A 22,967-nucleotide genomic window follows, 5' to 3' on the forward strand; every position below is an offset into this window, starting at 1 on the left:
GAATTAGTGAAGTTAGTCCCTAAAATACCTGTACCCGACATACCACTACACTTAAACCTGTGCGAAAAAAATCATTTCAATTCGCGTTCTTTTGTCAGTTCTAGTGTCACGAGTTGGGGACAGAGTCGAGTGGATAAACTGAACAGGCTCATCTCGAAATGATAAATTTCGCATTCCGGAAAAGATTTTTTCAACGTGTGGAGCAGATTAAGATAAGTCCCGTACGTTTCGTCTTTCGTTAATTCAAGCCAACCCCGATCCTCGACTAATTTCTGTCTTGGAAAGACATTCACGAAGTTTTCTCTTTTCGGCCACTGACGAAAGTGTTGGTTCTGGCTAGGTATATACGGGAAAAATACGGGTTGCTCGGGCTTCATCTGCAGTTGAACCGCATTTAAACAGGCAGCTACCCGCGCATCATAAATTGCATACTGCGTACAGTCTTTCAGCGTCAGTATTTTTGAATAGCTGGCTATGCCCTGCAAAGGCATCTGCTTAACATCAAGTTGAATCAGTTGCCAATGCGCGTCAAAGGTTGCTGGCCGGTTCGAACGCACGCCGCCCCAGTCGGCGACGATCCACCGCGCTAATGCTTTTTTGTCGACTTCATTACTGGTGTTCCAGGTCTGGGTTAAATACTTCTTTAGCGCAATGCATTCGCTGGCACTACCTGACTGCATTTCCCATTCATGCCAGGGAAAATCAGGTAAGGCTTCCTTCGTTTTTAAACGAACAGGCCAGTTATAATGGCTCTCAAGTTTAACAAGATGGTCCGCAAAAAAGCGAATAAAGGAATCGACGTGAACCGATGGACTCATTAATAAGTCAGAAAGTGGCGGCTAATTCAAGTTCGTTGTTTCGTATAAATATGGGCTCTAGAAAGGAATAAACGGCCCCGGCGATTTCATATTTCTTCTGTACTCTCTGGATGTGGTTCCAGCTGAAAGTAATATCTGTTATGGCCCTGACGGGTTCTTTATACAGATCATTAGCTGGCAGAAAGCTACCTTTGGTGTAGGTCTGCCCATGATGGGTTAGAAAATCGGTATTCTTTTTATACTTGCCTTGGTTAACGTAGTTCTTTTCGTTGGTGACACATAAAAAGCAACCTATATCAATACCTCCGTTAGTTACCAGCCAGGTTAATCTCTTCAGATCATTAACAATTTTGGCCCTTACCTGAGTTTGACCAGACTTGCTTTTCTTTTCATTGGGATACTTAAATTCAATCCCTACCCGGATTGATTGATCTCCGTGACGATATAGAATGAACAAGTCTAAAAATTGGCCATCTGAGAAATCATGAAACAGATTTGTCTCAAAGTCAATTAGTTCGATACGGTCCTGGCAGGTCTTCTGCAACAGCCAGGCAAAATTAAAAACGACTGACTTTTCCGAGGATATCAGCTTCTCGCCCGTATTCATCCACTGATCAATGGTTAGCCAGATCTGGCTGATTATATCTTCAACTTCCTGTAGTAGTGATGTTTGTTTCATTTTAACGACTCGTTTACCGACCTACCGTATTGCTCTGTGAATCGACGATCGTAACCTTTGCCGCAACGATCCCTTCTCCCTTACTTGGCTTTTTTGTTCTGGTAAATTCCTGTTGCATCTGTAACGAAATGTAGTGCTACAAATCTAACTTTAATTGACCGCTGGGTAAGGCCTGATTCGTTTGAAAGCTGGACAGACTGATGCCTACCAGTCGTACCCCTTTTGTTAGGTCCTGGATTCCCGATAGCAAGTCCATACTCAATTGTTGAAGCTGGGCTAAATTAGTGACGGCCGTGAGCACTGTCCGACTTCGGGTAATCTGTTGAAAATCCGCGTACTTAACTTTTAACGTGACCGTTCTGCCTAACATACCCGTGCGTTCACAATAAGCCCACACTCGTATGAGCAGCGGGCTTAACTGATCCGCTATAGCTGCATAATCGGTCAAATCCTGCTCAAACGTTGTTTCAGCGCCCATTGACTTCCGTTCCCGGTTGGGCGTAACCGGCCGCTGATCAACAGCGCGGGCTATTGAGTAAAAGTAAGCCCCTGCTTTGCCAAAATGCTCGTTTAAGAATCCTTCACTCTGCGCCCGTAGATCCATCCCGGTAAAGATGCCCAGTTGATTCATTTTGTCGGCCATTACGCGGCCGATACCATGAAACTGACCCACCCGTAGTTTTTCGACGAACGCCAGGCCCTGATGTGGTTTGATGACAAATAGTCCATCCGGTTTCCGATAGTCCGAGGCTAATTTAGCTAAGAACTTATTATAGGAAACCCCCGCTGATGCCGTTAACTGGGTTTGCGCTCTAATCTGCTCCTTGATGGTTTGCGCCAATTGTGTCGCCGTGCACCCATCGGGTAGGCTAGCCGTTACATCCAGGTAAGCTTCATCGAGCGAGAGCGGTTCAATCAAATCGGTATACTGAGCAAACACGTTCCGAATCTGAGCCGATACCGCTTTATACACCTCAAATCGAGGCTTAACAAATAGTAGGTCAGGGCATTTCCGGATCGCGATCGACGAGGCCATTGCCGAACGTACGCCATAGGTTCGGGCCTCATAGCTGGCTGCCGCGACAACACCCCGCTGACGGGAGCCGCCAACGGCCACAGGCTTTCCGCGTAAGTCAGGATTGTCGCGCTGCTCAACGGATGCGTAAAAGGCGTCCATATCGACGTGGATAATTTTTCGAAATTGGGCCTGTTCCTGCGCCATGAATGAATACCAGGTGTCGTTTACTTAGAAAATCTATCGTTTACTGATCTGCTGGTAATGTCCAAAATTTTGGACATTACCAGCAGATCATGGCCCTATGAATGAACGTATTTAACCCATGGTTCATGATTGTAGAGATGACTCTCGTAGGCGAACAGGTTCGCGTAATGGCCTGGTCTGAGCCGTTACTACCTGTTCAGCCGGCCGATACCAACGCCCGGTCATCCGGTACAAAGCGGCCTCGAATTCCCGTAGTTGCCGATCCAGTTCGGGCTGATCAGGGTTGAGCAATTTCTTTTTGGTCATTGAACACTTTATCGACAAACGGCCGTAACCAGCCCCCCGCCCGGCGGATACGGTGATTATGAATTAGTTGCTATCGGGTAGACATCCAAATTGATTTGCTCAAGATAGGGCTCTAAAGCAATGCTGCTTTGGAATGACCGGCAGGCTGTGATCTGATTGAGATCCTGACTATAGCGGATCTCAACGTAGAAAGTTTCCAGAGCATAGAGGCATAAATACGATATGCCGACTCGTCTGGTCACTAAAAAAGTGCCGTTTTGGAAGGCACTTGCCAGCTGCTTTTCATGGGAAAGCAGGTTGAACGGATAGAGGGTCATAACCAAGTTTTGAGTTCTAATTTACGTAAAAACTTGAAAATATTAGGATTTATAATATACTAATAATATAATAGCCCCTGAAATTATATTTTACTTGTATTAGACGCCTATGAAAACAAGGGTCCGAACCCGTTTTACAATTAGAAAGGCTGGTATAAAAAGTCGGTTGAGGATACCGTTGTTTCTCTCACGCGTCCACTGTGGGTTTCCCTCGCCGGCGACCGATTATTTGGAAAATGTCCTGGACCTGAATGAGTTGTGTATCGTTCATCCCGACGATACTTATTTTGTCCGAGTGGAAGGAAACAGTATGGTCAATCCGCGTGCCCGACTCAATTCCAGGATTGATGACGGGGATATTCTGGTGGTTGATTGTTTGATGGAGCCTGTCGATGGCCAGGTGATTGTGGCGTTTGTCAATGACGGATACGTTGTCAGGCGCATGAAGCGGGTCGGGGAGATGTTGCTCCTGAAAGCAGATAACCCAAGCTACGACCCAATTTATATGCACCCGGGGGACCCAGGGGAGGACTCCTTTGTGTTTGGAGCCGTTACCTGGGTGTTTTTTAAACCATCAATACTGCCCTAACCTTTTCGAGTATGTACGCTCATTTTGATGCCTTATCGTTTTACGCCAGTTGTCACATTTCGTTCCAGCACGCGCTCCGCAAACAGCCCGTTATTGTTTTATCCAACAACGATGGTAACGTAGTGGCGCAAAATGGGATTGCCAAACAATTAGGGATTACCCGGGGAACTCCTTTTTTCAAGATTAAGGAGTTGGTTCGTCAGCAGGGTATCCACGTTTTCTCAAGTACGTACCCGTTGTACGGGGATATGTCGAGACGAATTTTTGCCATCGTTGGCCGCTTCATCGAACGCGTGGAAGTATATTCCATTGATGAGGGCTTCTTCGATCTGGCGGGTTATGAGACGATTTATCCCGACTTACGGGAGCTTGCGCAGACGATCCGGTCCACGACGCACCGCAGTAGCCGCATACCCATAAATATCGGCATTGCGCCCACTAAAACACTTTGCAAGGTAGCCACGTGGTTTGCCAAAAAAAAGCCTGAACATAAGGGGATATGCGTGCTGGATACCCCCGCCAAGATCAGTGAGGCATTGGATGAGTTTGGCATAGGAGACTTATGGGGCATTGGGGATCGCTACGAACGGTTGCTTTTAGAGAATGGTATCCAGACTGCAGCTCAGCTGCGTAATTTACCGGATGACTGGATCAGGCAGTTTCTGACGGTTACCGGGCTTCGACTGGTGTATGAACTGCGGGGCCAGCCTTGTAAAGCACTGGAGATTGAACCCGCTCGAAAGAAATCTATTTGCACGGCACCCAGCTTTGGTACGCCGGTGAGCGGCCTGGAGCCGCTTCGTGAGGCGGTTACTACTTATCTCTCCAGAGCGGCCCTTAAACTGCGAAAACAGGCATCGGCTGCTGGATACATTACCGTATTTCTACACACGAATTATTTCCGTACCAATGACCGGCAGTACTCCAACAGTCGCACAGTCAAGTTACCTCATCACAGCTGCAGCGATGCTGAACTGATCCGATACGGGCTGGCCGCTTTGGAGTCCATTTACCGGGAGGGGTACAATTTTCAAAAAGTGGGTATTATGCTGACGGATCTGGTGGATTGGGACCATCGGCAGTTTAGCGTCTTTGACGTTGAACCTGATGAGCGCTGGAAGCGGGTGTATTCAGCCGTTGACCGCATCAACCATCGGCATGGCCGTGGGCGGGTCAGGCTGGCCAGCCAGGGTTTTACGGAATCAGCCTGGCTTATGAAGCAAAATTTTCGGTCACCCTGCTACACTACCCGGTGGAAGGATATTCTCGTTGTCAAATAAGGTAGGAGGACTACTATTTGGCTATTGCTTAATGATCGTATTCTTCTTTTCAATTGAAAAGAGAATGCTTTGCTGAATTTTAGTTATTGACGCTGTAAATCTTTAAATGCGCTCCAGATATAGAACAACTTAGGAATTGGTTCGTGTAACCGTAATTGATACCCACTCATCCCATCTTCAAGCAAGAATGGTTCGATGGTAAAGGTATACTTAACGGTTTTGTACATAATTCCTTCTTCCAATAAGAGCTTACCCAGTTCAATTGTGTATCCCTTTGCCGCCTGTATCACCGTAAACGAGTCAGCTATCGAACTTCCTGCGGGAACCAGGTAAAGCATATCAATTTTTTGTCCCTCTTCAACGTCGACCCCAACTTTCATTCGCACGCTCAGCAGGTTGACATTTAACGTTAATTGCTCGACGGATTTTTTGGGTAATACCAGTTTGCCGGTTCGCGATATATACCCGGCAATACCAGCTGGCCCGTTTCCAGGTGAATTACCTTGGGCTAGTTTAAAGTCTTTAGGCGTGTGAACGGTGTGGGCGTACGTGGTCGGTATCATGAGGCTCTACTGGATGGCCTTAGGCCAATGGAAGCCTGAAATAAAATCATTCTGTCTACATACGGTTAGGGAACGATAATTATTTTTTTTTCGGCCATAGTATTGTAATATTGTACGCAACGATACTTTACTAGATGAGCTATGACAGTAGAGCAAATCCAACAGGCTATTGCCGCTTTATCCGCGGAGGAATATAACCAGTTATCTACCTGGTTAACCGAACATGACTTCAGTCGATGGGATGATCAGATTGTAACCGATATTAATGCGGGTCGGCTTGACGGGCTGATTGATGAAGTTAAACAGGAACAACAGTCAGGCTTAACGTCTCCTTTGTAAACTTGTTTCAACAATGTTAAGCAACTCAGCTGCGGGCAGGGTTTGGCGTTGCCATCATCGTTTATGCAAGACAGCGGCCTTTATTAACGAGACAGCCCTTGTCGTTAAAACAAGGGCTGTTAAAAATCTTTGGTATAGTTATTTGTTCAGTACTGATGCGATGCCGTTAAGCCATTACTGGCATTTCATCGTATGTACGTCCGTTTAAGAGTCGTCCAGATTCCTTTTTATTTCGTCCACCCCACTGTTTAAAAAAGAAGGCGACGCCTTGCTGTTCGCACTGCAAACGGATTTCTTCAACCCAGCTTTCGTGCATTGGTCTTGGATTTCGACCGGATTCCCCACCGACGATTACCCAGTCAATTCCAGTTAGATTTAAGTTTGGCAGTGGTCCAAGCAATGGTTCTAAGGATAAAAACTTTGTTTTAGCTCCTGATTGCCGTAAATGATCAATACGATCTATTACGCGGCTATCTTCGACTGATACCCCCATCCAAATATTTTCGGACCAAGTTAGTTCTGCAGAATAAGCCTCTAATAGTTCAGCACGTTTAGTTAAAACCTGGAACGTATGCTGAGGACAGCGATTCATGGTATCGAAAACTTTTTGTATAAATGGCAGAGGTACGTTTTTATGAAACAGGTCGCTCATCGAATTGACAAAAACAACCTTTGGCTTTTTCCATTCAAACGGCTTTATGAGTTCTGAGTCATGCGTTCGTATAATTTTAAAGCCTTCCGAATACTTTTCCAGTCGCATGGCCTGCAATCGTTTGGTCATAACTTCGGCATAACAGAACTTACAGCCAGCCGACAGCTTGTCGCATCCGGTTGTCGGATTCCAGGTCATTTCCGTCCATTCAATGCTAGATTGTGCCATGTATAGAGTGTTAATTCGCCTATCAATATAGTGATAATATACTTATAATCAAATAATTAACTGGTTAGTTAAAATCAATTATTGTCCCTGGTGCGAAAAATTTCCCTCTCCTTGGATTGCCATCTGCCTTTATTTTTTGAACGGATATAACTTTCATTTCTTCTAATTGACGTAAGGCTCTTTTCATATGACTAGCCAGGTAGATAGTATTCGATTCAACATATCTTTCAATCCTATCAATATTGAGGTCTTTACCTCCTTTACCTTTTTCTTTTATCAGCTTAACCAGTGAATCAAGTGGATTAACGGGAAATAGTATAGCCTGACTAGGATCATCCCTGTAGTCAAATTTAAATCCCCCGGTTTCATCAACTTTCCACATGGCCTCCTTCATCTTTACGTAGCCAGTAAGATTGTTGCTGGCGAAAAACAAATCATAAATGGGGACCCCTTTCGCATTAATCATAGAAAAAGATCCTACATATTTTGCTATTTCTTTTAACTGACTTTCGTACAAACCTTTTAAGAAGTCTAAGCGGTTTACGCCAGCAGGAACTTCTATTTTTTCTAAGCCAAATAAATCCTTCATGTGTTGCTCAACTTTTGCAACTTCGACAAAACGATTTATTGAGTTTCTAGCGAAATAGACAAATACTTCTGTTTTTTCATAAGTTAGCAATCTCTTTAACAGAGAATAGGGTACACCCGAAAAGCCAAAAGGATCAATGAAAGCAAATATTGGCGCATTCTTCGTTCCCGATTTATCTAAACTATCTAATCGACTATTGATAACGTCCTGAAAATTTGCACGCGCTACGTCTATGGTAAAGTTTTCTGGCAGGTCAAGGGTAGCAATAGCAGATTCTAAATTCTTGGCTCGTTGTTCATCCTGCTCTATAAACTCAAAGCCTACCTGTGAATGAACTAAATGCTTTTGTTGAGCTGCGGCAACCTCCAAGGCGATTAGGGGTGAACCCTTTTCTCCACCTATGTATTCGCCTGGCCCCGAAAAGCCATCAACATAAATGATTTTCCCGTTGTATCTGGCTAGTATAGGAAACCATGCACCAAGATAATATTCAAGTATTTTGTGTTTTGCAATCGTGTGTGGGGCGCATTCCCACACAACTTTGTCTGGATTGGGCATGTAGAATATTTAGGTGTGTATAGTTTAAAATACCTTAAAGACTGATAATCTACTCTTATTCTCTTTTGTCTTCCACAGCCCTATTACTTGCGTTTTGGAAGCCAGATCAAGAAAATTAACAATACAGAGTCTGAGACCAAATTGCTGAGAGAGTGTGACTTGAACCTGCGAGGCGTTTGCGTATGTGCGTTTCGTAATCTGGTGCCCACCGTTATTGGGTTTCTTCCCAGGTATGTCCATTCAATTTACTGGCTATCTCAATAGCTCCCGAGGGGATACCACCCAGAAGGCTTTTCAAATTGACAATCCGGGTACCTTGCATTCCGTATTTTGATTTTTTCAAATACTCGGTCTTAAAGAATTGCTCGATGCAAAAAAACGTATGTCCAGTCGATATGGATACTTTTTGCTCTTGCAGGCTTTCATTCATACAATCAGTAATCATCTGTAGCTGTAACTCGGTTGGCGGTTCAGTCGCGCTTATGATCTCTAACAGGGAGTTTGAAACTAGGTTGGCCTGAATGGTATTGATTAATCGTCCGACGTATTACATCCCTTTGACCGAATTTAGATTTGCGTATAGGCCTACGTAACTATGTTTGCTATAACCACGGTTAGAGGGAGCGAAATAGACGTTGTATTTAACGTTCAACTTTAAGGACCAGCCGCAGGGAACAATTCTTAGTAAGCTGTGGGATGCATCCAGAAGATTTGATTGTACGCAGTAGCCTTCATAGTCATTAATCAGATCATGTAACTCAAAATCGTACTCGGCTAACACACTTCTGATCGCGTCAACAATGGCTTGAAAGGTTGTACTTATCAACTTTACGCTTGCGTGGTGACTTTCAGTTATTACGCGTTCAACCTCTATGCGTTGCTTCTCGGCTAAATTACGAGGGCCTAAGGCTAGTAAAATCTGTTTTTGCTCGTTGTTAAAACTCGATAAATGAGCCGTAAGCTGGTTAACCGAAAATTTGTCGTGGAGCTTTGTTTCAATGATAATCTTGAAACTTTCTTGAGCCATAACTCCGTCCGGTATAGAACCTTTTCCGGCGACCTGTTGCGTAAATGAAATTCCGGTCTGTAAATCGGCATCGTTCAAAAGCTCATTTAAAAACTGGGTGAACTTGTAAGGCGCTAACTGGTAGAGTCTCGAAAATAAAAGGAGCGTGTTGTTGGTGGCAACGTTCTCAGGCTGGGAGTACCGTTGAAAATAATGAATGCTACTCATCGATTGGTGTGATGATTATTGACGCGAAAATAAGTCTGCGGAGTGGATCTAAAAAAAGGGACCAAATTCGTCACATACTCCACTGAAGCAAAAAATGAGCCTTTTTACGAGACAAAGGTTTTAATATCTGTCAACTCTAGTTAGTCGCATACGTACTAACAAAATTAGATTCGATTGGTCAACAGGACCGCGTAGTTCAACCTGATTTCCTGCACTGCCATTTGGTTTGATTCAATTAGTTGTCTTAAAGACGGGTGTGCTCCCCAGAGAATGGCTACTAAAGTCGGGTCTTTCTCGGCAGCTAAGGATTCTATGCGTTTTAAGCACAGTTGGCAGAGATAACTCATGAAAGCTTGCCGTCCGGCGGTACATTCAATTAGAAAATCGAATAATTGTTCCATATCAGGATTCTGCTGCTTCAGTCGCCTTAATTGCATCAGATCGTCTTCCATTTGCCTAACCGAAGCCGTTAAGCTCGTTACCCATTGATTGTAATCTATGAGTAACTGGTTTAGTAGCAGATCTTTTTCCATAGACTACAAGATGAGTTTTAAAAGTTAAGGTATGTGTCACAATCCATCGACGCTGATGAATAACTAGTTTTTTTCAATGGGCTGAGTTGTAATAGGAATCAAAAAGGTTACCACGCACATTTCATAAATAGTGTCCAACTGTTCGTTAAAAGGACCACCAAACGCACTGTCGGCATACATCCACAACAAATCATACAGTAACGGATGAGGTGTTCAACTCGCTCCCAAAACAACACAACCGCTTGCCAATCATGCAGACCCGCAGAGTATACGCTTCTAACTCAAAGTGGTAAACTGTATACCATTCTGGTGCTCTCCTGGGTATATAGTTTACCCGTATTCCATTTGGTTTAACTTCCTTACTGTACGGTAGGACATGCCTCTTTTTCGTTAAGAACGCCAGTATCCGTTCAACCAGAATCTATATCAATGAAGTTGTTGGATCTTACCGGTGAAACAGATACGAGTTTAACATGGACTTGTTGAACCAAACAGAAACAACAGAAAAAATCGTCCGCAATGACGAATTGCTCATTTACATTGTTTTTCGGTACCGCCAGGACGCCAGCCCGATCAGGGAAATGGCCATGAGCAGTAACGCCAGAAACTGCGTTTGCATATCCCGCAGAGTGCTGCCTTTCAGCATGACATTGCGGCCAACTTCAATGATGTATCGGAGTGGGTTGAACAGGTTGACATACTGCGCCCACTGGGGCATATCGTCTGTGGACGAAAACAGGCCACTCAGCAGGATGAACAGCACCAGACAGAAAAACACGGCGAACATGGCCTGCTGCTGCGTTTCTGAAATGGCCGAAATCAGCAGACCAAGCCCTACGCAAAGCAGTAAAAAGAGAAAGGCAAATCCGTAGAGGAGCAGCAGGCTTCCGGCTACAGGTACATGAAACAGGAACACCCCCACGCCCAGACCTAGTGTAAACTGTACCATACCGATGATAACGAAGGGCGTCAGTTTTCCCAAAATAAATTCATGCTTTTTGATGGGTGTTACATTTAACTGCTCCTGGGTGCCGATTTCTTTTTCCCGAACGATGTTGAGAGCCGCAATCATGCCCCCGATCAGCAACATCAACTCAAATAAAATCCCCGGCACCATAAACGTCTTGTATTCCAGACGAGGGTTATACCAGTATTGATTTTCAATGGCCAACTGAGCAGTCTGGTCGCCTGAAATCACCCCCGTTTCCAGACGAATCGCCTGGTTGAAATCCCGGATGATGGCCTGCGCATAGCCCGAGCCAATACCCGCTTTGGTGCCGTCGATGGCACTCACCAGCAATTGTACGGACGACTGCCCTTCCTTGCCCAGATCACGCTCAAAATACGGTGGAATGACCAGAACCAGGTCAGCCTGTCCCCCAAGTAAGGCACGGTAGGCCGATTTATACGCTGGCAGGTATCCCTGAAACTGGAAGTTATCGATGTATCGAAACTTGCTCACCAGCCGCTGGGCATAGGTCGTATGGTCCTGGTCTACGATGGCAATGCGGAGGTTTTTTACCTCGAAATTGGCTGCATAGGCTAATAGAATCAACTGCAGAACTGGAGCTGCCAGCATCATCCGGAGCAATACGGCGTTGCGGAAAAGCTGTTTGAACTCCTTCTCGATCATATACAGGGTGCGATTCATATGGTTTAGTGCTTGGTTGTCAGAACACGGTCATTGGTAGCGAATTCCGTTGCTCAACTAGTCCAGTCGTGGTTTTAAATTCCGAAGACTCACCGCCATCAGCACGGTGGCCATGCCTAGCAGAATCAGCGTCGGCTGCCAGAGGTCGGTCAGGCCAACGCCTTTGATCATGATGCCTTTGACAATGGCAATGAAGTAAGTAGCCGGAATGATGTTCGACACGAGTTGAAGAAAGGGGGGCATGCTTTCGATGGGGAAAATAAAACCCGATAAAAAAATGGTTGGCATCAGCATCAACAATAAGGAGACGAACATGGCCACAAGTTGCGTATCGGCGAGGGTTGAAATGAGCAATCCCAGAGAAAGCGCCAGAAAAATAAATAAAAGCGTTTCGCTCAGCAGCAACAGCAGACTGCCATGCAGTGGAATACCAAGCAGAAAAACACCAAGTGCAATGATAACGCAGCCGTTTATGAACGACAGCAGCAGATAGGGCAGCACTTTACCGAACAGAATCTGAAGCTGTGACAGGGGCGATACCATGAGAACTTCCATAGTGCCGGTCTCTTTCTCGCGGGCGATGGTCACCGAGGTCATCAACGCCGAAACCAACAGCAGCACCAACGCCATAACGCCCGGAACGAACACGAAGGCCCCTTTCAGTTCGGGGTTGAACACCATACGCGGGGCTACGTTAATTTGCAACGGCTGGACCGCCCCAACGGGGTTTTGCTCGTTCTGGTATCCCTGAATAATACTGGTTGCGTAATTCGTCAGGCTAATAGCGGTGTTCTGCTCCGAGGCATCGGCCAGTAGCTGCACCTGCGCCTTCCGGCCATGCGCATAGTCGTTGGTAAAACTGGCCGGAAAAACAACAACCAGCTTCACCTTTCCCTGCCGAAACGTCGCTTCAATATCCTGAAAGCGGCTCAGGTTTTTCATCAGTTGAAAATAGCCCGACGATAGTAACCGATCGGTGATTTGCCGACTATGCTGACCATGATCGAAGTCCAGCACGGCAATATTGGCGTTTTTGATCTCATTGGTCAGCGCAAAGCCAAACAGAAGCACCATCGCCAGCGGCATCCCGAACAGAATTAGCAGGGTCCGTTGGTCGCGCAGGATGTGGAAGAATTCCTTTTTGACGAAAGCAAGGAAGCGGTTCATGGGCGTAAGGAGTGGTAAAAGCCAATAAGTTATTTCGTTGATGTACCACGTGCCAGAATTTGAAAGACGCCATCCATGGAGTCTACACCAAACGAGCGTTTCAACTCAGTAGGTGTGTCCAGGGCCTTTATTTGACCATCCACCATGATCGACACGCGGTTGCAGTACTCGGCCTCGTCCATATAATGGGTGGTCACGAAAATGGTCGTGCCGCCGTGAGCCGCTTCATAGATCATGTCCCAGAACTGTCGGCGGGTAATAGGGTCGACACCTCCCGTTGGCTCGTCCAGAAAGATCACTTTTGGGTTATGAATCAACGCCACCGAAAAGGCCAGTCGCTGTTTCCAGCCTAAAGGCAGCGATACCACGAGCGAATCGGCCACACTTCCCAGATTCAGCTGCTGAATAATCCTGTCCGACTTGGCGCGTAGGTCGGCACGATTCAAACCGTAGACCCCCCCGTAAAAGCGGATGTTCTCGCGCACGGTCAGGTCTTCATAGAGGGAAAATTTCTGACTCATGTAGCCAATCACCTGCTTGATCTGTTCCGATTGCCGATACACATCGAAGCCCGCAATCCGGGCCTCACCGGAGGTTGGCGTCAGCAGGCCGCAAAGCATCCGCATAGCCGTTGTTTTTCCGGCTCCGTTGGCCCCCAGGAATCCGAAGATTTCACCCTGAGCCACCTCGAAAGTGATTTGGTTGGTGGCAATAAAGTCACCAAATTTTTTGGTAAGCCTGTTGGTTACGACGGCGTTATTCATGTTGCATAAGGGCCATAAAACTATCTTCTATACCCGCCTGAATCGGTTTGACAACCACTTGTTCATGTCGGTGCTGGTCGAGGTAGTGGTGAATATCTTCTGGTTTGGTTTGCTCGTGGGTGGTCAGATGCAGAAATTCGCCAAACGCGTAGCAGGTCTCCGTAAAGGGGGCTTGCCGCAGGTCCTGGATCAACCGGAATGTATCGGTAGCCCGCACGGCAAAGAGCGGTTTGGCAAAGAGCCGGGCTACCCCAGCGGGGGTATCGACTGCCAGAATCCGGCCTGTTTGCATGAGCGCGATGCGGTCGCACTGGCCCGCTTCGTCCATGTAGGGCGTGGATACCAGAATGGTTAGCCCCCGTTGTTTCAATAATTGGAGCATATCCCAAAACTCCTTCCTCGACACCGCATCAACACCCGTGGTTGGCTCGTCGAGAAACAAGACCTCCGGCTTATGAATCAGGGCACAACATAAGGCCAGTTTCTGTTTCATACCCCCCGACAGGGCACCGGCACGACGGTCTTTAAAGGGCTCCAGCTGACTATAAATATCTTTGATAAGATCGTAGTTTGTGGCGATGCTGGTGCCGAAAACGGTGGCAAAAAAGCTTAGATTTTCCTCTACGCTTAGGTCCGGGTACAGCGAAAACCGGCCCGGCATATAGCCAATATGCAGCCTCAATGACCGGAATGCCTGCAATACATCGCGCCCGGCTACCGTAGCCTGACCCTGATCTGGTCGTAGCAGGGTGACCAGAATTTTAAATAATGTCGTCTTCCCGGCTCCGTCCGGTCCGATGAGGCCAAATAACTCGCCCGGCCTGACATTGAACGAAACGTCCTGCACCGCCTGGGTGGTCCCGTACGCTTTCGATATATGGTTGATGCGGATAGCGTCCATAGTTGTATCGGTTACTGGAATCGCACTTCGCCCGGCATTCCGATTTTCAACGCGCCGTCATTGCTAACCCGTACTTTAAGAGCATACACCAGATTCACCCGTTCATCTTTGGTCTGAATGACCTTGGGTGTAAATTCAGCCTTGCTGGAAATCCAGGTCACTGTGCCATCATATCGTTTGAGTTTGCCATTGGGCGCGTCGACAAAGACGCTGACTTTCTGGCCTGGCTTCACACTGACCAACTGGTCACCCCCCACATAAGCCCGTAGCGTGATGTCGGATAAGGCAGCTACTTTATAAAGCGGTTTCCCATAACTGACCACCTCGCCCGGTTCGGCATACTTGACCGTGATGGTCCCGCCCACCGGGTTCACAATGGATGATTTCTGAATCTGATCGTCAATTTGTTTTACCTGTTCGGATAAGGGGGCGGTTTCGGCCAGGGTTCCGCCCCGCTGCGTCCCCAATGCCGACGCCTGAGCGGCCCGCTGTTGCCGAATCAGGGCAATCTGGCGGTCAATGACCTCCATCTGAGCCACAATGTCATCAAGTTGCCGGGTAGGGGCAGCTCCGGCAGCAATCAGATTCTGAGCCCGCACTTTCTCGCGCTGAAGGGTTTTTAACTGCTGTTGCTGAACGGCAATTTGCTGTTCATAAGCCGACAACTGAGCCGACACATTGGGGGTCCGGCTCCGAACTGCCCGTTCACTAGCCAGCAACTGTGCTTTGCGGAGTTTCAGTTGTTTGATGTCAATCTGACCAATCACCTGACCCGCCCGAAGTTTCTGACCTTCCTGAGCAGTAAACGTTTGCAGTGCGCCGGTTGCCTGGGCGGATACGGTGGTTTCGACAGCCTCAAAGTTGCCATAAGCATCGGCGGTATCGTCGTCGTTCTGGCAAGCCAATAGTAGCACAAGGAGGCTACAAAGCAGAGGGAGTTGCGCTGTTTTCATGGATCAGTTTCCGGTTAAGGTTCGATAGTGAATGATAGCCTGCATGAGTTGAAGCTCATGCAGTTTCTGGTTCAGTAATGCCTGGTTTTCGTTTGTCAATTCGGTGGTATAATCGCGGGCGGCCAGTACGCCATTGTCGAGTTGTACGGCAGCCGCTTGCCGCACTCGGGTGCGGAGAGCCACGATCTCGGCATCCTGCCCAAGCTGATCCCGGAGCCGCTCGATCTCGGTTTGTTGCTGCCGGAGTTGTACGGACAGATTTTTGGTGAACGTTTCCTGCTGAACGGCTACCGATTGCTGGTTAAGTGCCAATATCTGTCGTTCGTTACGGATGGTATAGGCGGCCGACAGATTCCAGTTCAGCCGCAGGCCACCTATAAAAAAGCCCCGCAGGTCATTGTTCAGGAAGTTCAGGGCCGGCCGGCCGGCACCGCCCTGAGCAAACAGGTTTAGGCGAGGTTTCAGGCGGTTGTCGACCAGAAGACGTTGCGCTTCGTAGAGCGAATGTTGACTTTTATACAATTGAAATTCGGGTCTGTTCAGTGGTATATCCGACAGATCTGAAGGCTGCGAATCAAGTAGCAGTCGGGTACTATCGGAGATCGGCAGATCGGTCAGCAAGCGCAGGGACTCGCGAAGCCCGCGACGGGTGGCGTTAAGATCGGCCAGGCGTTGTTCAGAACGAAGTCGTTCGGCCAGTAAAGCGTCGACATTCATCTGGGCAACCGTACCAAAGCGCACGCTGGCGGTTAGTTTATCGATGCGGTTGCGAAGCTCGGCCAACAGGACCTGAGTCAGGCGCAGTTGTTCGTCGGTGAGCAGGGCTGATAAAAAGAAAGCGTTCACCTGATCGTTCAGCCGACGTAATTCCACCTTTACCTGTTGCTGAGCCGTGGCAGTGGTGGCCCGTTGCAAATCGGTTTGCAGGCGGGTCAGCTTCCCGTCATAAAGTGCGTAGCTGGCATCGAGCGTCAGTTTATACTGGTCTTTACTTAGTACCGGCACCGACACATTGGGCAACTCGATAGGGATCGTTGTTACTTCCGACTGCCACGACGCCTGCCCGTTGATGGACAATTGGGGCAACCGCCGATTGGTGGCCAGTGAGGCAATGGCCAGATCGCCCGTTTGTTGCAGGATACCCTGCTGTTTCAAAAGTGGGTAAGCGCTACGGGCGGCTGTGTAACATTGCTCCAGTCTTACCTCCGCCATCGGGCTACCCGACTGTGCCAGCAGTGGCGACCAAACCAGCCAGATGGCGCTTGTTAGATACGTTTTCATAGATTCCAAACATCTGTTCTAAACGGTTGTTTAATTAATGGGTAAAAAAATTTAAAATTGTCGCAGGTAGCTCATGATCATCTCGGGAACAATCTGCTTCCGGCTCTCGATAAACTGCCGGAAATTGGTCTCATCGAGACTCCCTACATACGAAATGATCGGTTGGGCGATGACTGGAAAAACGATACTGCTCAAAATCGTCACAATGACCTGTAAAGGATCTATGGAACGGATATGACCCTTCTGAGCTTCTTCCAGTAACTGCTTACGGAAGTACGAATTTTCAATAATACCTTTGACGTTCATCTCTTTAAAGAAAGAACTACCACCCTGCCGCTGTTCGGTGATGACAAACATGGGTAACAGGGGGTTTTCAAGTATAAAATCGGTGTATCGATCAACGATTTTCCAGATTTTTACCTCCAGCGGTGTTTCTTCATTGAGCATCAACACCATCCGACTCATAAATTCCCGGAATGTATCCAGATATATGCTTTTGAACAACAGATCTTTGCTACGAAAATAATAATTGACCATAGCCAGATTGACGCCCGCTTCGTCGGCAATCTGACGAATTTTAGCCCCTTCATACCCCTGCTCCAGAAATACTTTCCGGGCGGCATTTTTTATTTTCAGTTGCGCGTCCTGTTCTTCCTCTGCCATAGCTCAATCGACGGAACAAAGGTAAAAGATAAACAGGCAATTAAACAAGTGTTTAGTTTTTATTTTTTGTGAGAAGACAATCGACTTAGGGGGAGTAATTTGGGTGTTCATATGACCTAAACCTAAATGGCCAGAAAAATACTTATAAATGTTATTAGAATAGTATACCTGGGTCGAACACAGTCGTTGCTGAAATTGTGCAGATTTCTAGGAGCGATTTTTATCCAAGAACGATTTTTCTCTTAAAGCCTGGCAATCAGCAACGAATACATGTTCTTGGAAGACGGGTGCATACGGGCATTGACTCACGACTGCAATGGCGATGGGGTAACTATTTCGTCCTACGCCAAAAATGGGTTTGTGTTTGAGGTATTGTCGCTTTTTAAATGGCCCATTTTTTGAAGCATATTTATGAAGACTCTTTCGTCTCAAGTAAGAGCGAATTGTGAGACGGTGATTTTTTAATAGCCGTCCAACACCATCCGTCGCATATGCCTTGACATGTTGAATCTGTACCATTACCTGATGCTCTATTTCGCCTCCTGAATCCCGGCTTCTTTCATCAACGTACGGCCAAACTGCCGGATCGTTTCAATCACCGGAATCACCAGCCGACCCTTGTCGGTGATACGGTATTCCACATGAGGAGGCACGACCGGGTATACTTTGCGGGTAATAAAACCATGCTTCTCAAGTTCCCGGAGCTGGGTCGTCAGCATTTTGTGGCTGATGTGAGGCAGGTATTTCTTTAGTTCGCTATACCGCATCACCTGCTTGTTCAGCCGCCACAAAATGGGCATTTTCCAGGTCCCTCCGATGAAGTTCATGGCAAACTCAACCGGGTTATAGTACAACTTACCGTCGTGAAGAAAGTCAGGCATAATTATAAGTAACTGATTTACAGACACTCTCTAAAAGGAGAGTATCATACTTCGGTGTACATACCTTTACAAAGGTATATACCGCCCGCTATATTTGCTCAGGCTTACCATAACTACTTCAGGCCATGAGTTTAAAAGATCCCAATCTTGTCAATCCTGAACGCCCCAAACGCGTCGCTATCGTCGTGGCTAACCCGGCCCTATCCACGACTACCGGCTGGCCGGTCGGCTTCTGGTGGAGTGAGCTGGCTCACCCTTACTTCGAGTTCTCGGAAAAAGGCTACCAGGTCGAGATTTTCAGTCCCAACGGGGGTAAATGCGAAGGGGATGCCATGAGCGACCCCAGCGACCCCAGCGGGTATTCATCGTCCGATTTGATCTCGCAGGGCTTCATTCATACCGAACACTTGCGCGCGCTGGTCGATAACACCAGGCCAGTCCCCGACCTGAATGTGGATGATTTCGATGCGCTGGTCGTAGCGGGCGGACAGGCTCCCATGTTCACCTTTGACATGGCAACTGAGCTGCAAAACAAGTTCGTGGCGTTTTATGAAGCGGGGAAAGTGACCTCGGCTTTGTGCCACGGCACCGCGATTCTACGCTATGCCAAACTATCGAACGGCGAGTATCTGGCGAAGGGGAAGACCGTTACGGGCTTTGCCAACGTCGAGGAAGACTTTGCCGACAACGCCGTTTGGGAGTCTGGTTCGCTTCCCCGCGACAAGCACGTGATGCCCTGGCGGATTGAGGATGAACTCAAAAAACTCGGAGCCAACTACGTGCAGGCAGGTCTATGGCGCGGGTTCGCCATTCGGGATGGCAACCTGATTACCGGCCAGCAGAACTTCTCCGGCGCCGAAACCGCCAGGGTAATTATTGCCGCATTGGGCGAATAACCGGTTCCTCAAAACTCGGTGCTGACGCAGGAGCAGGCAAAAGTGAGCTGATTGCTTCTGCCTGCTCCACGTCCATTTCCTTTTTGAAGCCATCACAACCCAACAAAGAACCAACCGGCTGGTATCCCTTCGCCGGGCCGGCCACTAGGAACAGGCGCATCATAAACTCGATAAGGCCCATGAATATTGCCATTATTGGAGCCGGGAACATCGGCCGTACCCTGGCCGAAGGCTTTGCCAAAAAAGGTCATCAAATTTTTTTGGGTGTCCGAAACCCCAACAGCGTTAAGGCCGACGCACGGTTGGCAACGTATCCATCCATCACCGCGCATGCCATAGCGGAGGCAGCGCAGGCGGCTGATTTATTAATCGTCTGTACACCGGCCAAAGCAGTGGTCGAGGTTGCCCGGCAGATTGGATCAGCCAACGGGAAATACCTTGTCGATGCCACCAATGGCCCGATCGGAACGCCCGACTATCCCAATGCCGTAGCCGCGCTGAAAGCCATTACGGACAGTGCTGATGTGGTCAAGTGCTTTAACACAACGGGTTTCGAGAACCTTGGCAGCCCCAGCTACAACGGCGAAGGGATTGATCTGTTTATGGCCGGAAACAGCCACAAAGCCAAAGAGACGGTCCGAGGGCTGGCCCGCGAACTGGGCTTTGCCGAATGCTACGACCTCGGCGATGACACCAAAATTGGGATGGTGGAGCAATTGGCCTTCGTGTGGATGGCGCTGGCTTTTGGCACAGGACTCGGTCGAAATGTAGCCCTCAAGATTGTAAACCGGTAATTCATCTCGTGGCCAGGAGAGGCTTGGGAGTCAACCCGACGAGGTATTCGGTTCAATAGCTTTACTGTATGACCAGACTAGTCTTTCTTTTCTGTCTCCTGGTCACGCCCGCGCTGGCCCAACTGAATGAGAGCGATACGGCCCGACTTCAGATACGCGCGTCGCTGACGGGTAATTTCCAGCAGGGCAATGTGGAGGTGATTACCGTGCGCAGTAAGCTGGATGTCGTGGCCTCGCCGGTTCTATCGTGGGTAGTCAAGTCGCAGAATTCCAGTCTGTATCAATCATTCTATTCAGTCAAAGCCGATAGGGACCTTTTCAGCCGGAATTTTCTCTATTACCAGCCCGAACGACGGCTTTATCCGTTTGCCATCGCCTACATCTCGACCAACTACCGCCGAAAAATCGACCTGCGTTTTTTTGCGGGAGCTGGCGCCACACGGCAACTCGTCAACACGCCCCGGCACGTAGTGAAACTGTCGGCCGGAGCCGTGTATGAAAACACCCGCTTCGCGGCCAGCACCTATTCCGAAACGCGCTACGACGGCTCGCCAACCATTGGTCTCTGGCGCGGTACAACCTGGCTGGGCGGCTGGCATTATTGGCTCGATAACCACCTGCGGCTCTATTACGATGCCTACTACCAGCCCGCTTTTTCAGATGCCCACAATTACCGGTGGCAGTACGACATTGGTGTTGATTTCCCCAGCTGGCGGGGGCTGGCTTTCAACGCACTTTATACTTATACGCATGAACATGTGGTGATTGCGAAAATTCAGCCCGACGATAAAATTCTGACCGTTGGCTTGTCCTATACGTTCCGAAAAAGGCACGGCCGATGAGAAGTCCGATGATGGTGTCTGGTTGATCCGGGTAGCTGAGCCAGTCCGAACCTATTGATTCCCCCCGTAAAATCTGATTATGATGTACTTCACAAAAGTGCGGGTCGAGGCCTTCAGCGATGGCGTTTTTGCCATTATCGTCACCCTCCTGGTGCTGGAAATCAAGGTGCCGCCTATCCACCAGCCCGAGTCCGTGAGCGAACTGAGCGCGGCCCTGTATGCGTTGGTGCCGAAGCTGGTCAGTTGGATCATTAGTTTCTTGATGGTGTGCGTCATCTGGGTAAATCACCACCGGCTTTTCAACCAGATCGCCAACATCACACAGGGGATTTTCTGGCTTAACGCGCTGCTCCTGCTTTGGTGTTCGTTCATCCCGTTTCCAACGGCGCTGCTGGGCGATTATCTCCATAATCCGGTTTCGATCCTTGTATTCGGAGTCGTGATGGCTCTCATGTCGGCTACCTTCACGAGCATTCGCTGGCAGGCGCAACGCAAGGCCGATGTTCTGCAAGGTAGCATCAATCGGGCTGCCTTTAAACAGGTAACCCGGCAGTCGCTGCTTTTCGGACCGCTGCTTTACAGTACGGGTGCAGTTTTTGGGTTTATTAGTCCGTGGCTGGCGCTGGCTATTTATACTCTTATCCCATTTTATTTCATTTTTTTCAACACAAGCCAAGTCCCTTCAACCCACTAAGGGGCATCATCGGCTCCGGGGGGGGTGGGACACAGGAGCGGAACCAGGCCTTCAACGTGCTAAAAATCTAATTGGGGGCTGGTTTGTAGGGTGCTCTGCCGGTAATAGGCAGGAAATTGATCGGTGCAATAAGCTAAAGGCCTCGAACTTCTATTCCGGATTCGAAGCCTTTAGCTTATTGCACCACGGAGCCGTTAGTGTAGCCCAGCGCTCGGCGATTTTGCCGTCGGCCAGCCGCCAGAGAACGAAGTCATTGAACAGGAGTCGCTGGCCGGTTCGGTCATTGGTGCCGCGCCAGACATTCCGCACCATCACGTTGTCGCCCTCGACCAGAATATCCTTAATCGTAGGCTACGAATAGTAGTTAAGAGTTATTAAAAAAAATCGACAGATTAACCCCCGAATTAATGAGCGAATACATGAACACTTCGTCGTCTAAGACGGGAACCTATTTATGAGCGTTTCCTCGCATTATTTGAGAGGAGCTAGCTGATCGTTACTTACCTAGTGGGGCTTTTGGGTAAGGTTACCTCACCTGATAAACTACGGTTCAGGAGCGGATGATCTAAAAATGTATATAAGGTCGTGACTGAAACTTCATTGAGTATTTGAGTAGGTCCCAGAGTCAACCGCAATCCATTACCCACCCAATTATTGCCAGTTAATGGACTGCTTTATAAGAAAAAACGATACGTATCCATGTCTGAACGCTGATCAGAATTTTAGCACCGGCTGTCTTTTCGGCTAAGTCAGCCGGTGAATTTATCCCTCTGCACGGTCTTCAATTAACTTATTAAAAAACTTATTATTTCTGTGTCGCTCCTTCGTGTACCTTAATTTTTTCGAGCAGATGCTTGATAGTTCATTTTAACTATTTATCTTTACAGTCAAGATACTTTTTTATAAAGATAAATCCATGCTGGATAATGAGCTGAGCCAAACCGTCAGTGAACTAGGGAAAAAGCTTTCGGATGTGACCATTACGATGCACCAAGCCATTGCGCGTAGAGTAGGATTGAACGCTACGGATCATAAGTACCTGACCATTTTGGTGAATGAGCAACCCATGACGGCTGGTGAGTTGGCCAAGTGTTCTGGTCTGACAACCGGCGCCACTACTACCATGATCGACCGTTTCGAAAAGCTAGGCCTGGTTAAACGAGAATTCGTTCAAAACGACCGGCGAAAAGTATTTATCGTACCCGACAGGGCCATGATCGATAAACAATTAGGCCCCGTCTATAAACGGCTGAAAGATAAAATCTTCACTTTAGTGATGAACCTGACCGATGCCGAGAAAAAAGTGATTCAGACTTACATGAGCGATGCGATCCGTGTGATGGAAGAAATAACAGTGGAATTAGCGAACGATGAACCCTAAAATCGCAATCGCTTTCCCCATTTCAGTAAACTCCAGACCAACCGTGGCCAAGCCAAACGAAGGCGAAAATAGGAGTTGGTACCGTTAATTCGGTCAAAAAAGAAAAGTCACTAATCTGATGAACGAATGAAAAATTCAAGATCTGTTAAGCCAAGAAGTCATGAAAATGATCACTCCTGACTATTTAAACCG

Annotated in this window: 28 protein-coding genes; 9 read left to right on the top strand and 19 right to left on the bottom strand. The window is 47.9% G+C overall.

All coding sequences use genetic code 11. The features are described 5' to 3' along the window. Positions 1-71: 71 nt before the first annotated feature. The 3 genes from ACYVEA_RS29345 to dinB form a co-directional block, all read right to left on the bottom strand. A complete protein-coding gene (locus tag ACYVEA_RS29345; protein WP_461116949.1) occupies positions 72-818 on the bottom strand; it encodes a hypothetical protein in 747 nt (248 codons plus the stop codon). 7 nt (positions 819-825) lie between these two features. Next, entirely contained in the window at positions 826-1,497 is a 672-nt protein-coding gene (locus ACYVEA_RS29350; protein WP_461116950.1) for a hypothetical protein, read from the bottom strand. A 136-nt stretch (positions 1,498-1,633) separates the two neighbouring features. Continuing rightward, on the bottom strand, positions 1,634-2,719 hold the full coding sequence (dinB, locus tag ACYVEA_RS29355) for a DNA polymerase IV (RefSeq protein WP_461116951.1): 1,086 nt from the start codon (positions 2,717-2,719) through the stop codon (positions 1,634-1,636). Between the two features lie 137 nt (positions 2,720-2,856). Between dinB and ACYVEA_RS29360 the strand changes: the two genes are divergently transcribed. Beyond that, positions 2,857-3,006, top strand: coding sequence for a hypothetical protein (locus tag ACYVEA_RS29360; RefSeq protein ID WP_461116952.1), 150 nt, complete (start codon positions 2,857-2,859; stop codon positions 3,004-3,006). A gap of 75 nt (positions 3,007-3,081) precedes the next feature. Here ACYVEA_RS29360 and ACYVEA_RS29365 read toward each other — a convergent pair whose 3' ends face one another. Beyond that, complete coding sequence (locus tag ACYVEA_RS29365; protein ID WP_461116953.1) at positions 3,082-3,342, bottom strand: hypothetical protein; 261 nt, start codon at positions 3,340-3,342, stop codon at positions 3,082-3,084. 109 nt (positions 3,343-3,451) lie between these two features. Here ACYVEA_RS29365 and ACYVEA_RS29370 point away from each other — a divergent pair, with 109 nt between their 5' ends. Both ACYVEA_RS29370 and ACYVEA_RS29375 read left to right on the top strand, forming a co-directional pair. Beyond that, complete coding sequence (locus ACYVEA_RS29370) at positions 3,452-3,931, top strand: LexA family protein (RefSeq protein WP_461073651.1); 480 nt, start codon at positions 3,452-3,454, stop codon at positions 3,929-3,931. A gap of 11 nt (positions 3,932-3,942) precedes the next feature. After that, complete coding sequence (locus tag ACYVEA_RS29375) at positions 3,943-5,211, top strand: Y-family DNA polymerase (protein WP_461073652.1); 1,269 nt, start codon at positions 3,943-3,945, stop codon at positions 5,209-5,211. Between the two features lie 83 nt (positions 5,212-5,294). Here the strand turns inward: ACYVEA_RS29375 and ACYVEA_RS29380 are convergent, their stop codons facing one another. After that, positions 5,295-5,774, bottom strand: a complete 480-nt coding sequence (locus tag ACYVEA_RS29380; RefSeq protein ID WP_461116954.1) for a hypothetical protein — start codon at positions 5,772-5,774, stop codon at positions 5,295-5,297. Positions 5,775-5,915: 141 nt separating this feature from the next. On the opposite strand from ACYVEA_RS29380, the gene ACYVEA_RS29385 reads away from it, so the two are divergent. After that, positions 5,916-6,113 (top strand): hypothetical protein, encoded by a 198-nt coding sequence (locus tag ACYVEA_RS29385; RefSeq protein ID WP_461073654.1) that lies wholly within the window; start codon positions 5,916-5,918, stop codon positions 6,111-6,113. Between the two features lie 166 nt (positions 6,114-6,279). On the opposite strand, the gene ACYVEA_RS29390 is transcribed toward ACYVEA_RS29385, so the two are convergent. The 12 genes from ACYVEA_RS29390 to ACYVEA_RS29445 all read right to left on the bottom strand — a co-directional run bounded on the left by ACYVEA_RS29390 (position 6,280) and on the right by ACYVEA_RS29445 (position 18,168). Continuing rightward, positions 6,280-6,993, bottom strand: a complete 714-nt coding sequence (locus tag ACYVEA_RS29390; protein WP_461116955.1) for a DUF5131 family protein — start codon at positions 6,991-6,993, stop codon at positions 6,280-6,282. Positions 6,994-7,057: 64 nt separating this feature from the next. Then, the gene (locus ACYVEA_RS29395) at positions 7,058-8,140 is read right to left on the bottom strand and encodes a three-Cys-motif partner protein TcmP (RefSeq protein ID WP_461116956.1); all 1,083 of its coding nucleotides are present in this window, start codon (positions 8,138-8,140) and stop codon (positions 7,058-7,060) included. Between the two features lie 547 nt (positions 8,141-8,687). Continuing rightward, positions 8,688-9,374 (bottom strand): hypothetical protein, encoded by a 687-nt coding sequence (locus tag ACYVEA_RS29400; protein WP_461116957.1) that lies wholly within the window; start codon positions 9,372-9,374, stop codon positions 8,688-8,690. A 164-nt stretch (positions 9,375-9,538) separates the two neighbouring features. Further along, complete coding sequence (locus ACYVEA_RS29405) at positions 9,539-9,907, bottom strand: hypothetical protein (protein WP_461073658.1); 369 nt, start codon at positions 9,905-9,907, stop codon at positions 9,539-9,541. 535 nt (positions 9,908-10,442) lie between these two features. Then, positions 10,443-11,558 (bottom strand): ABC transporter permease, encoded by a 1,116-nt coding sequence (locus ACYVEA_RS29410; protein ID WP_461073659.1) that lies wholly within the window; start codon positions 11,556-11,558, stop codon positions 10,443-10,445. A 57-nt stretch (positions 11,559-11,615) separates the two neighbouring features. Further along, positions 11,616-12,725 carry an ABC transporter permease gene (locus tag ACYVEA_RS29415; RefSeq protein ID WP_461073660.1) on the bottom strand — a complete coding sequence of 370 codons (1,110 nt, stop codon included), beginning with the start codon at positions 12,723-12,725 and terminating at the stop codon, positions 11,616-11,618. A 29-nt stretch (positions 12,726-12,754) separates the two neighbouring features. After that, positions 12,755-13,489 carry an ABC transporter ATP-binding protein gene (locus tag ACYVEA_RS29420; protein ID WP_461073661.1) on the bottom strand — a complete coding sequence of 245 codons (735 nt, stop codon included), beginning with the start codon at positions 13,487-13,489 and terminating at the stop codon, positions 12,755-12,757. Then, entirely contained in the window at positions 13,482-14,390 is a 909-nt protein-coding gene (locus ACYVEA_RS29425; RefSeq protein ID WP_461116958.1) for an ABC transporter ATP-binding protein, read from the bottom strand. The genes ACYVEA_RS29420 and ACYVEA_RS29425 overlap by 8 nt, the downstream gene beginning before the upstream one ends. A gap of 11 nt (positions 14,391-14,401) precedes the next feature. Next, positions 14,402-15,343 carry an HlyD family secretion protein gene (locus ACYVEA_RS29430; protein ID WP_461073663.1) on the bottom strand — a complete coding sequence of 314 codons (942 nt, stop codon included), beginning with the start codon at positions 15,341-15,343 and terminating at the stop codon, positions 14,402-14,404. A 3-nt stretch (positions 15,344-15,346) separates the two neighbouring features. After that, positions 15,347-16,624 (bottom strand): TolC family protein, encoded by a 1,278-nt coding sequence (locus tag ACYVEA_RS29435; RefSeq protein ID WP_461116959.1) that lies wholly within the window; start codon positions 16,622-16,624, stop codon positions 15,347-15,349. Between the two features lie 51 nt (positions 16,625-16,675). Then, on the bottom strand, positions 16,676-17,287 hold the full coding sequence (locus tag ACYVEA_RS29440) for a TetR/AcrR family transcriptional regulator (RefSeq protein ID WP_461073665.1): 612 nt from the start codon (positions 17,285-17,287) through the stop codon (positions 16,676-16,678). 530 nt (positions 17,288-17,817) lie between these two features. Next, on the bottom strand, positions 17,818-18,168 hold the full coding sequence (locus tag ACYVEA_RS29445; protein WP_461073666.1) for a winged helix-turn-helix transcriptional regulator: 351 nt from the start codon (positions 18,166-18,168) through the stop codon (positions 17,818-17,820). A 125-nt stretch (positions 18,169-18,293) separates the two neighbouring features. On the opposite strand from ACYVEA_RS29445, the gene ACYVEA_RS29450 reads away from it, so the two are divergent. Further along, positions 18,294-19,064 carry a type 1 glutamine amidotransferase domain-containing protein gene (locus ACYVEA_RS29450; RefSeq protein ID WP_461073667.1) on the top strand — a complete coding sequence of 257 codons (771 nt, stop codon included), beginning with the start codon at positions 18,294-18,296 and terminating at the stop codon, positions 19,062-19,064. Here the strand turns inward: ACYVEA_RS29450 and ACYVEA_RS29455 are convergent. After that, positions 19,042-19,245 (bottom strand): hypothetical protein, encoded by a 204-nt coding sequence (locus ACYVEA_RS29455; RefSeq protein WP_461073668.1) that lies wholly within the window; start codon positions 19,243-19,245, stop codon positions 19,042-19,044. The two genes, ACYVEA_RS29450 and ACYVEA_RS29455, sit on opposite strands and share 23 nt — an antisense overlap. Between ACYVEA_RS29455 and ACYVEA_RS29460 the strand changes: the two genes are divergently transcribed. From ACYVEA_RS29460 to ACYVEA_RS29470, 3 genes are all read left to right on the top strand, one after another. Next, positions 19,244-19,858 (top strand): NADPH-dependent F420 reductase, encoded by a 615-nt coding sequence (locus ACYVEA_RS29460; protein WP_461073669.1) that lies wholly within the window; start codon positions 19,244-19,246, stop codon positions 19,856-19,858. The two genes, ACYVEA_RS29455 and ACYVEA_RS29460, sit on opposite strands and share 2 nt — an antisense overlap. Before the next feature lie 68 nt (positions 19,859-19,926). Further along, a complete protein-coding gene (locus tag ACYVEA_RS29465; RefSeq protein WP_461073670.1) occupies positions 19,927-20,700 on the top strand; it encodes a DUF481 domain-containing protein in 774 nt (257 codons plus the stop codon). A gap of 79 nt (positions 20,701-20,779) precedes the next feature. Then, positions 20,780-21,394: a TMEM175 family protein gene (locus ACYVEA_RS29470; RefSeq protein ID WP_461073671.1), complete on the top strand. Its 615-nt coding sequence runs from the start codon at positions 20,780-20,782 to the stop codon at positions 21,392-21,394. 150 nt (positions 21,395-21,544) lie between these two features. Here ACYVEA_RS29470 and ACYVEA_RS29475 read toward each other — a convergent pair whose 3' ends face one another. After that, positions 21,545-21,739: an ester cyclase gene (locus ACYVEA_RS29475; RefSeq protein ID WP_461073751.1), complete on the bottom strand. Its 195-nt coding sequence runs from the start codon at positions 21,737-21,739 to the stop codon at positions 21,545-21,547. Positions 21,740-22,310: 571 nt separating this feature from the next. On the opposite strand from ACYVEA_RS29475, the gene ACYVEA_RS29480 reads away from it, so the two are divergent. Beyond that, complete coding sequence (locus ACYVEA_RS29480) at positions 22,311-22,775, top strand: MarR family transcriptional regulator (protein WP_461073672.1); 465 nt, start codon at positions 22,311-22,313, stop codon at positions 22,773-22,775. Positions 22,776-22,967 lie beyond the last annotated feature (192 nt).

The sequence above is a fragment of the Spirosoma jeollabukense genome (genome assembly GCF_054777855.1).

Excerpts from the sequence above, each read along its gene's own strand:
- ACYVEA_RS29345 (WP_461116949.1), bottom strand. The coding sequence starts at position 818 with ATGAGTCCATCGGTTCACGTCGATTCCTTTATTCGCTTTTTTGCGGAC.
- ACYVEA_RS29350 (WP_461116950.1), bottom strand. The coding sequence starts at position 1,497 with ATGAAACAAACATCACTACTACAGGAAGTTGAAGATATAATCAGCCAG.
- dinB (WP_461116951.1), bottom strand. The coding sequence starts at position 2,719 with ATGGCGCAGGAACAGGCCCAATTTCGAAAAATTATCCACGTCGATATG.
- ACYVEA_RS29360 (WP_461116952.1), top strand. The coding sequence starts at position 2,857 with ATGACTCTCGTAGGCGAACAGGTTCGCGTAATGGCCTGGTCTGAGCCG.
- ACYVEA_RS29365 (WP_461116953.1), bottom strand. The coding sequence starts at position 3,342 with ATGACCCTCTATCCGTTCAACCTGCTTTCCCATGAAAAGCAGCTGGCA.
- ACYVEA_RS29370 (WP_461073651.1), top strand. The coding sequence starts at position 3,452 with ATGAAAACAAGGGTCCGAACCCGTTTTACAATTAGAAAGGCTGGTATA.
- ACYVEA_RS29375 (WP_461073652.1), top strand. The coding sequence starts at position 3,943 with ATGTACGCTCATTTTGATGCCTTATCGTTTTACGCCAGTTGTCACATT.
- ACYVEA_RS29380 (WP_461116954.1), bottom strand. The coding sequence starts at position 5,774 with ATGATACCGACCACGTACGCCCACACCGTTCACACGCCTAAAGACTTT.
- ACYVEA_RS29385 (WP_461073654.1), top strand. The coding sequence starts at position 5,916 with ATGACAGTAGAGCAAATCCAACAGGCTATTGCCGCTTTATCCGCGGAG.
- ACYVEA_RS29390 (WP_461116955.1), bottom strand. The coding sequence starts at position 6,993 with ATGGCACAATCTAGCATTGAATGGACGGAAATGACCTGGAATCCGACA.
- ACYVEA_RS29395 (WP_461116956.1), bottom strand. The coding sequence starts at position 8,140 with ATGCCCAATCCAGACAAAGTTGTGTGGGAATGCGCCCCACACACGATT.
- ACYVEA_RS29400 (WP_461116957.1), bottom strand. The coding sequence starts at position 9,374 with ATGAGTAGCATTCATTATTTTCAACGGTACTCCCAGCCTGAGAACGTT.
- ACYVEA_RS29405 (WP_461073658.1), bottom strand. The coding sequence starts at position 9,907 with ATGGAAAAAGATCTGCTACTAAACCAGTTACTCATAGATTACAATCAA.
- ACYVEA_RS29410 (WP_461073659.1), bottom strand. The coding sequence starts at position 11,558 with ATGAATCGCACCCTGTATATGATCGAGAAGGAGTTCAAACAGCTTTTC.
- ACYVEA_RS29415 (WP_461073660.1), bottom strand. The coding sequence starts at position 12,725 with ATGAACCGCTTCCTTGCTTTCGTCAAAAAGGAATTCTTCCACATCCTG.
- ACYVEA_RS29420 (WP_461073661.1), bottom strand. The coding sequence starts at position 13,489 with ATGAATAACGCCGTCGTAACCAACAGGCTTACCAAAAAATTTGGTGAC.
- ACYVEA_RS29425 (WP_461116958.1), bottom strand. The coding sequence starts at position 14,390 with ATGGACGCTATCCGCATCAACCATATATCGAAAGCGTACGGGACCACC.
- ACYVEA_RS29430 (WP_461073663.1), bottom strand. The coding sequence starts at position 15,343 with ATGAAAACAGCGCAACTCCCTCTGCTTTGTAGCCTCCTTGTGCTACTA.
- ACYVEA_RS29435 (WP_461116959.1), bottom strand. The coding sequence starts at position 16,624 with ATGAAAACGTATCTAACAAGCGCCATCTGGCTGGTTTGGTCGCCACTG.
- ACYVEA_RS29440 (WP_461073665.1), bottom strand. The coding sequence starts at position 17,287 with ATGGCAGAGGAAGAACAGGACGCGCAACTGAAAATAAAAAATGCCGCC.
- ACYVEA_RS29445 (WP_461073666.1), bottom strand. The coding sequence starts at position 18,168 with ATGCCTGACTTTCTTCACGACGGTAAGTTGTACTATAACCCGGTTGAG.
- ACYVEA_RS29450 (WP_461073667.1), top strand. The coding sequence starts at position 18,294 with ATGAGTTTAAAAGATCCCAATCTTGTCAATCCTGAACGCCCCAAACGC.
- ACYVEA_RS29460 (WP_461073669.1), top strand. The coding sequence starts at position 19,244 with ATGAATATTGCCATTATTGGAGCCGGGAACATCGGCCGTACCCTGGCC.
- ACYVEA_RS29455 (WP_461073668.1), bottom strand. The coding sequence starts at position 19,245 with ATGGGCCTTATCGAGTTTATGATGCGCCTGTTCCTAGTGGCCGGCCCG.
- ACYVEA_RS29465 (WP_461073670.1), top strand. The coding sequence starts at position 19,927 with ATGACCAGACTAGTCTTTCTTTTCTGTCTCCTGGTCACGCCCGCGCTG.
- ACYVEA_RS29470 (WP_461073671.1), top strand. The coding sequence starts at position 20,780 with ATGATGTACTTCACAAAAGTGCGGGTCGAGGCCTTCAGCGATGGCGTT.
- ACYVEA_RS29480 (WP_461073672.1), top strand. The coding sequence starts at position 22,311 with ATGCTGGATAATGAGCTGAGCCAAACCGTCAGTGAACTAGGGAAAAAG.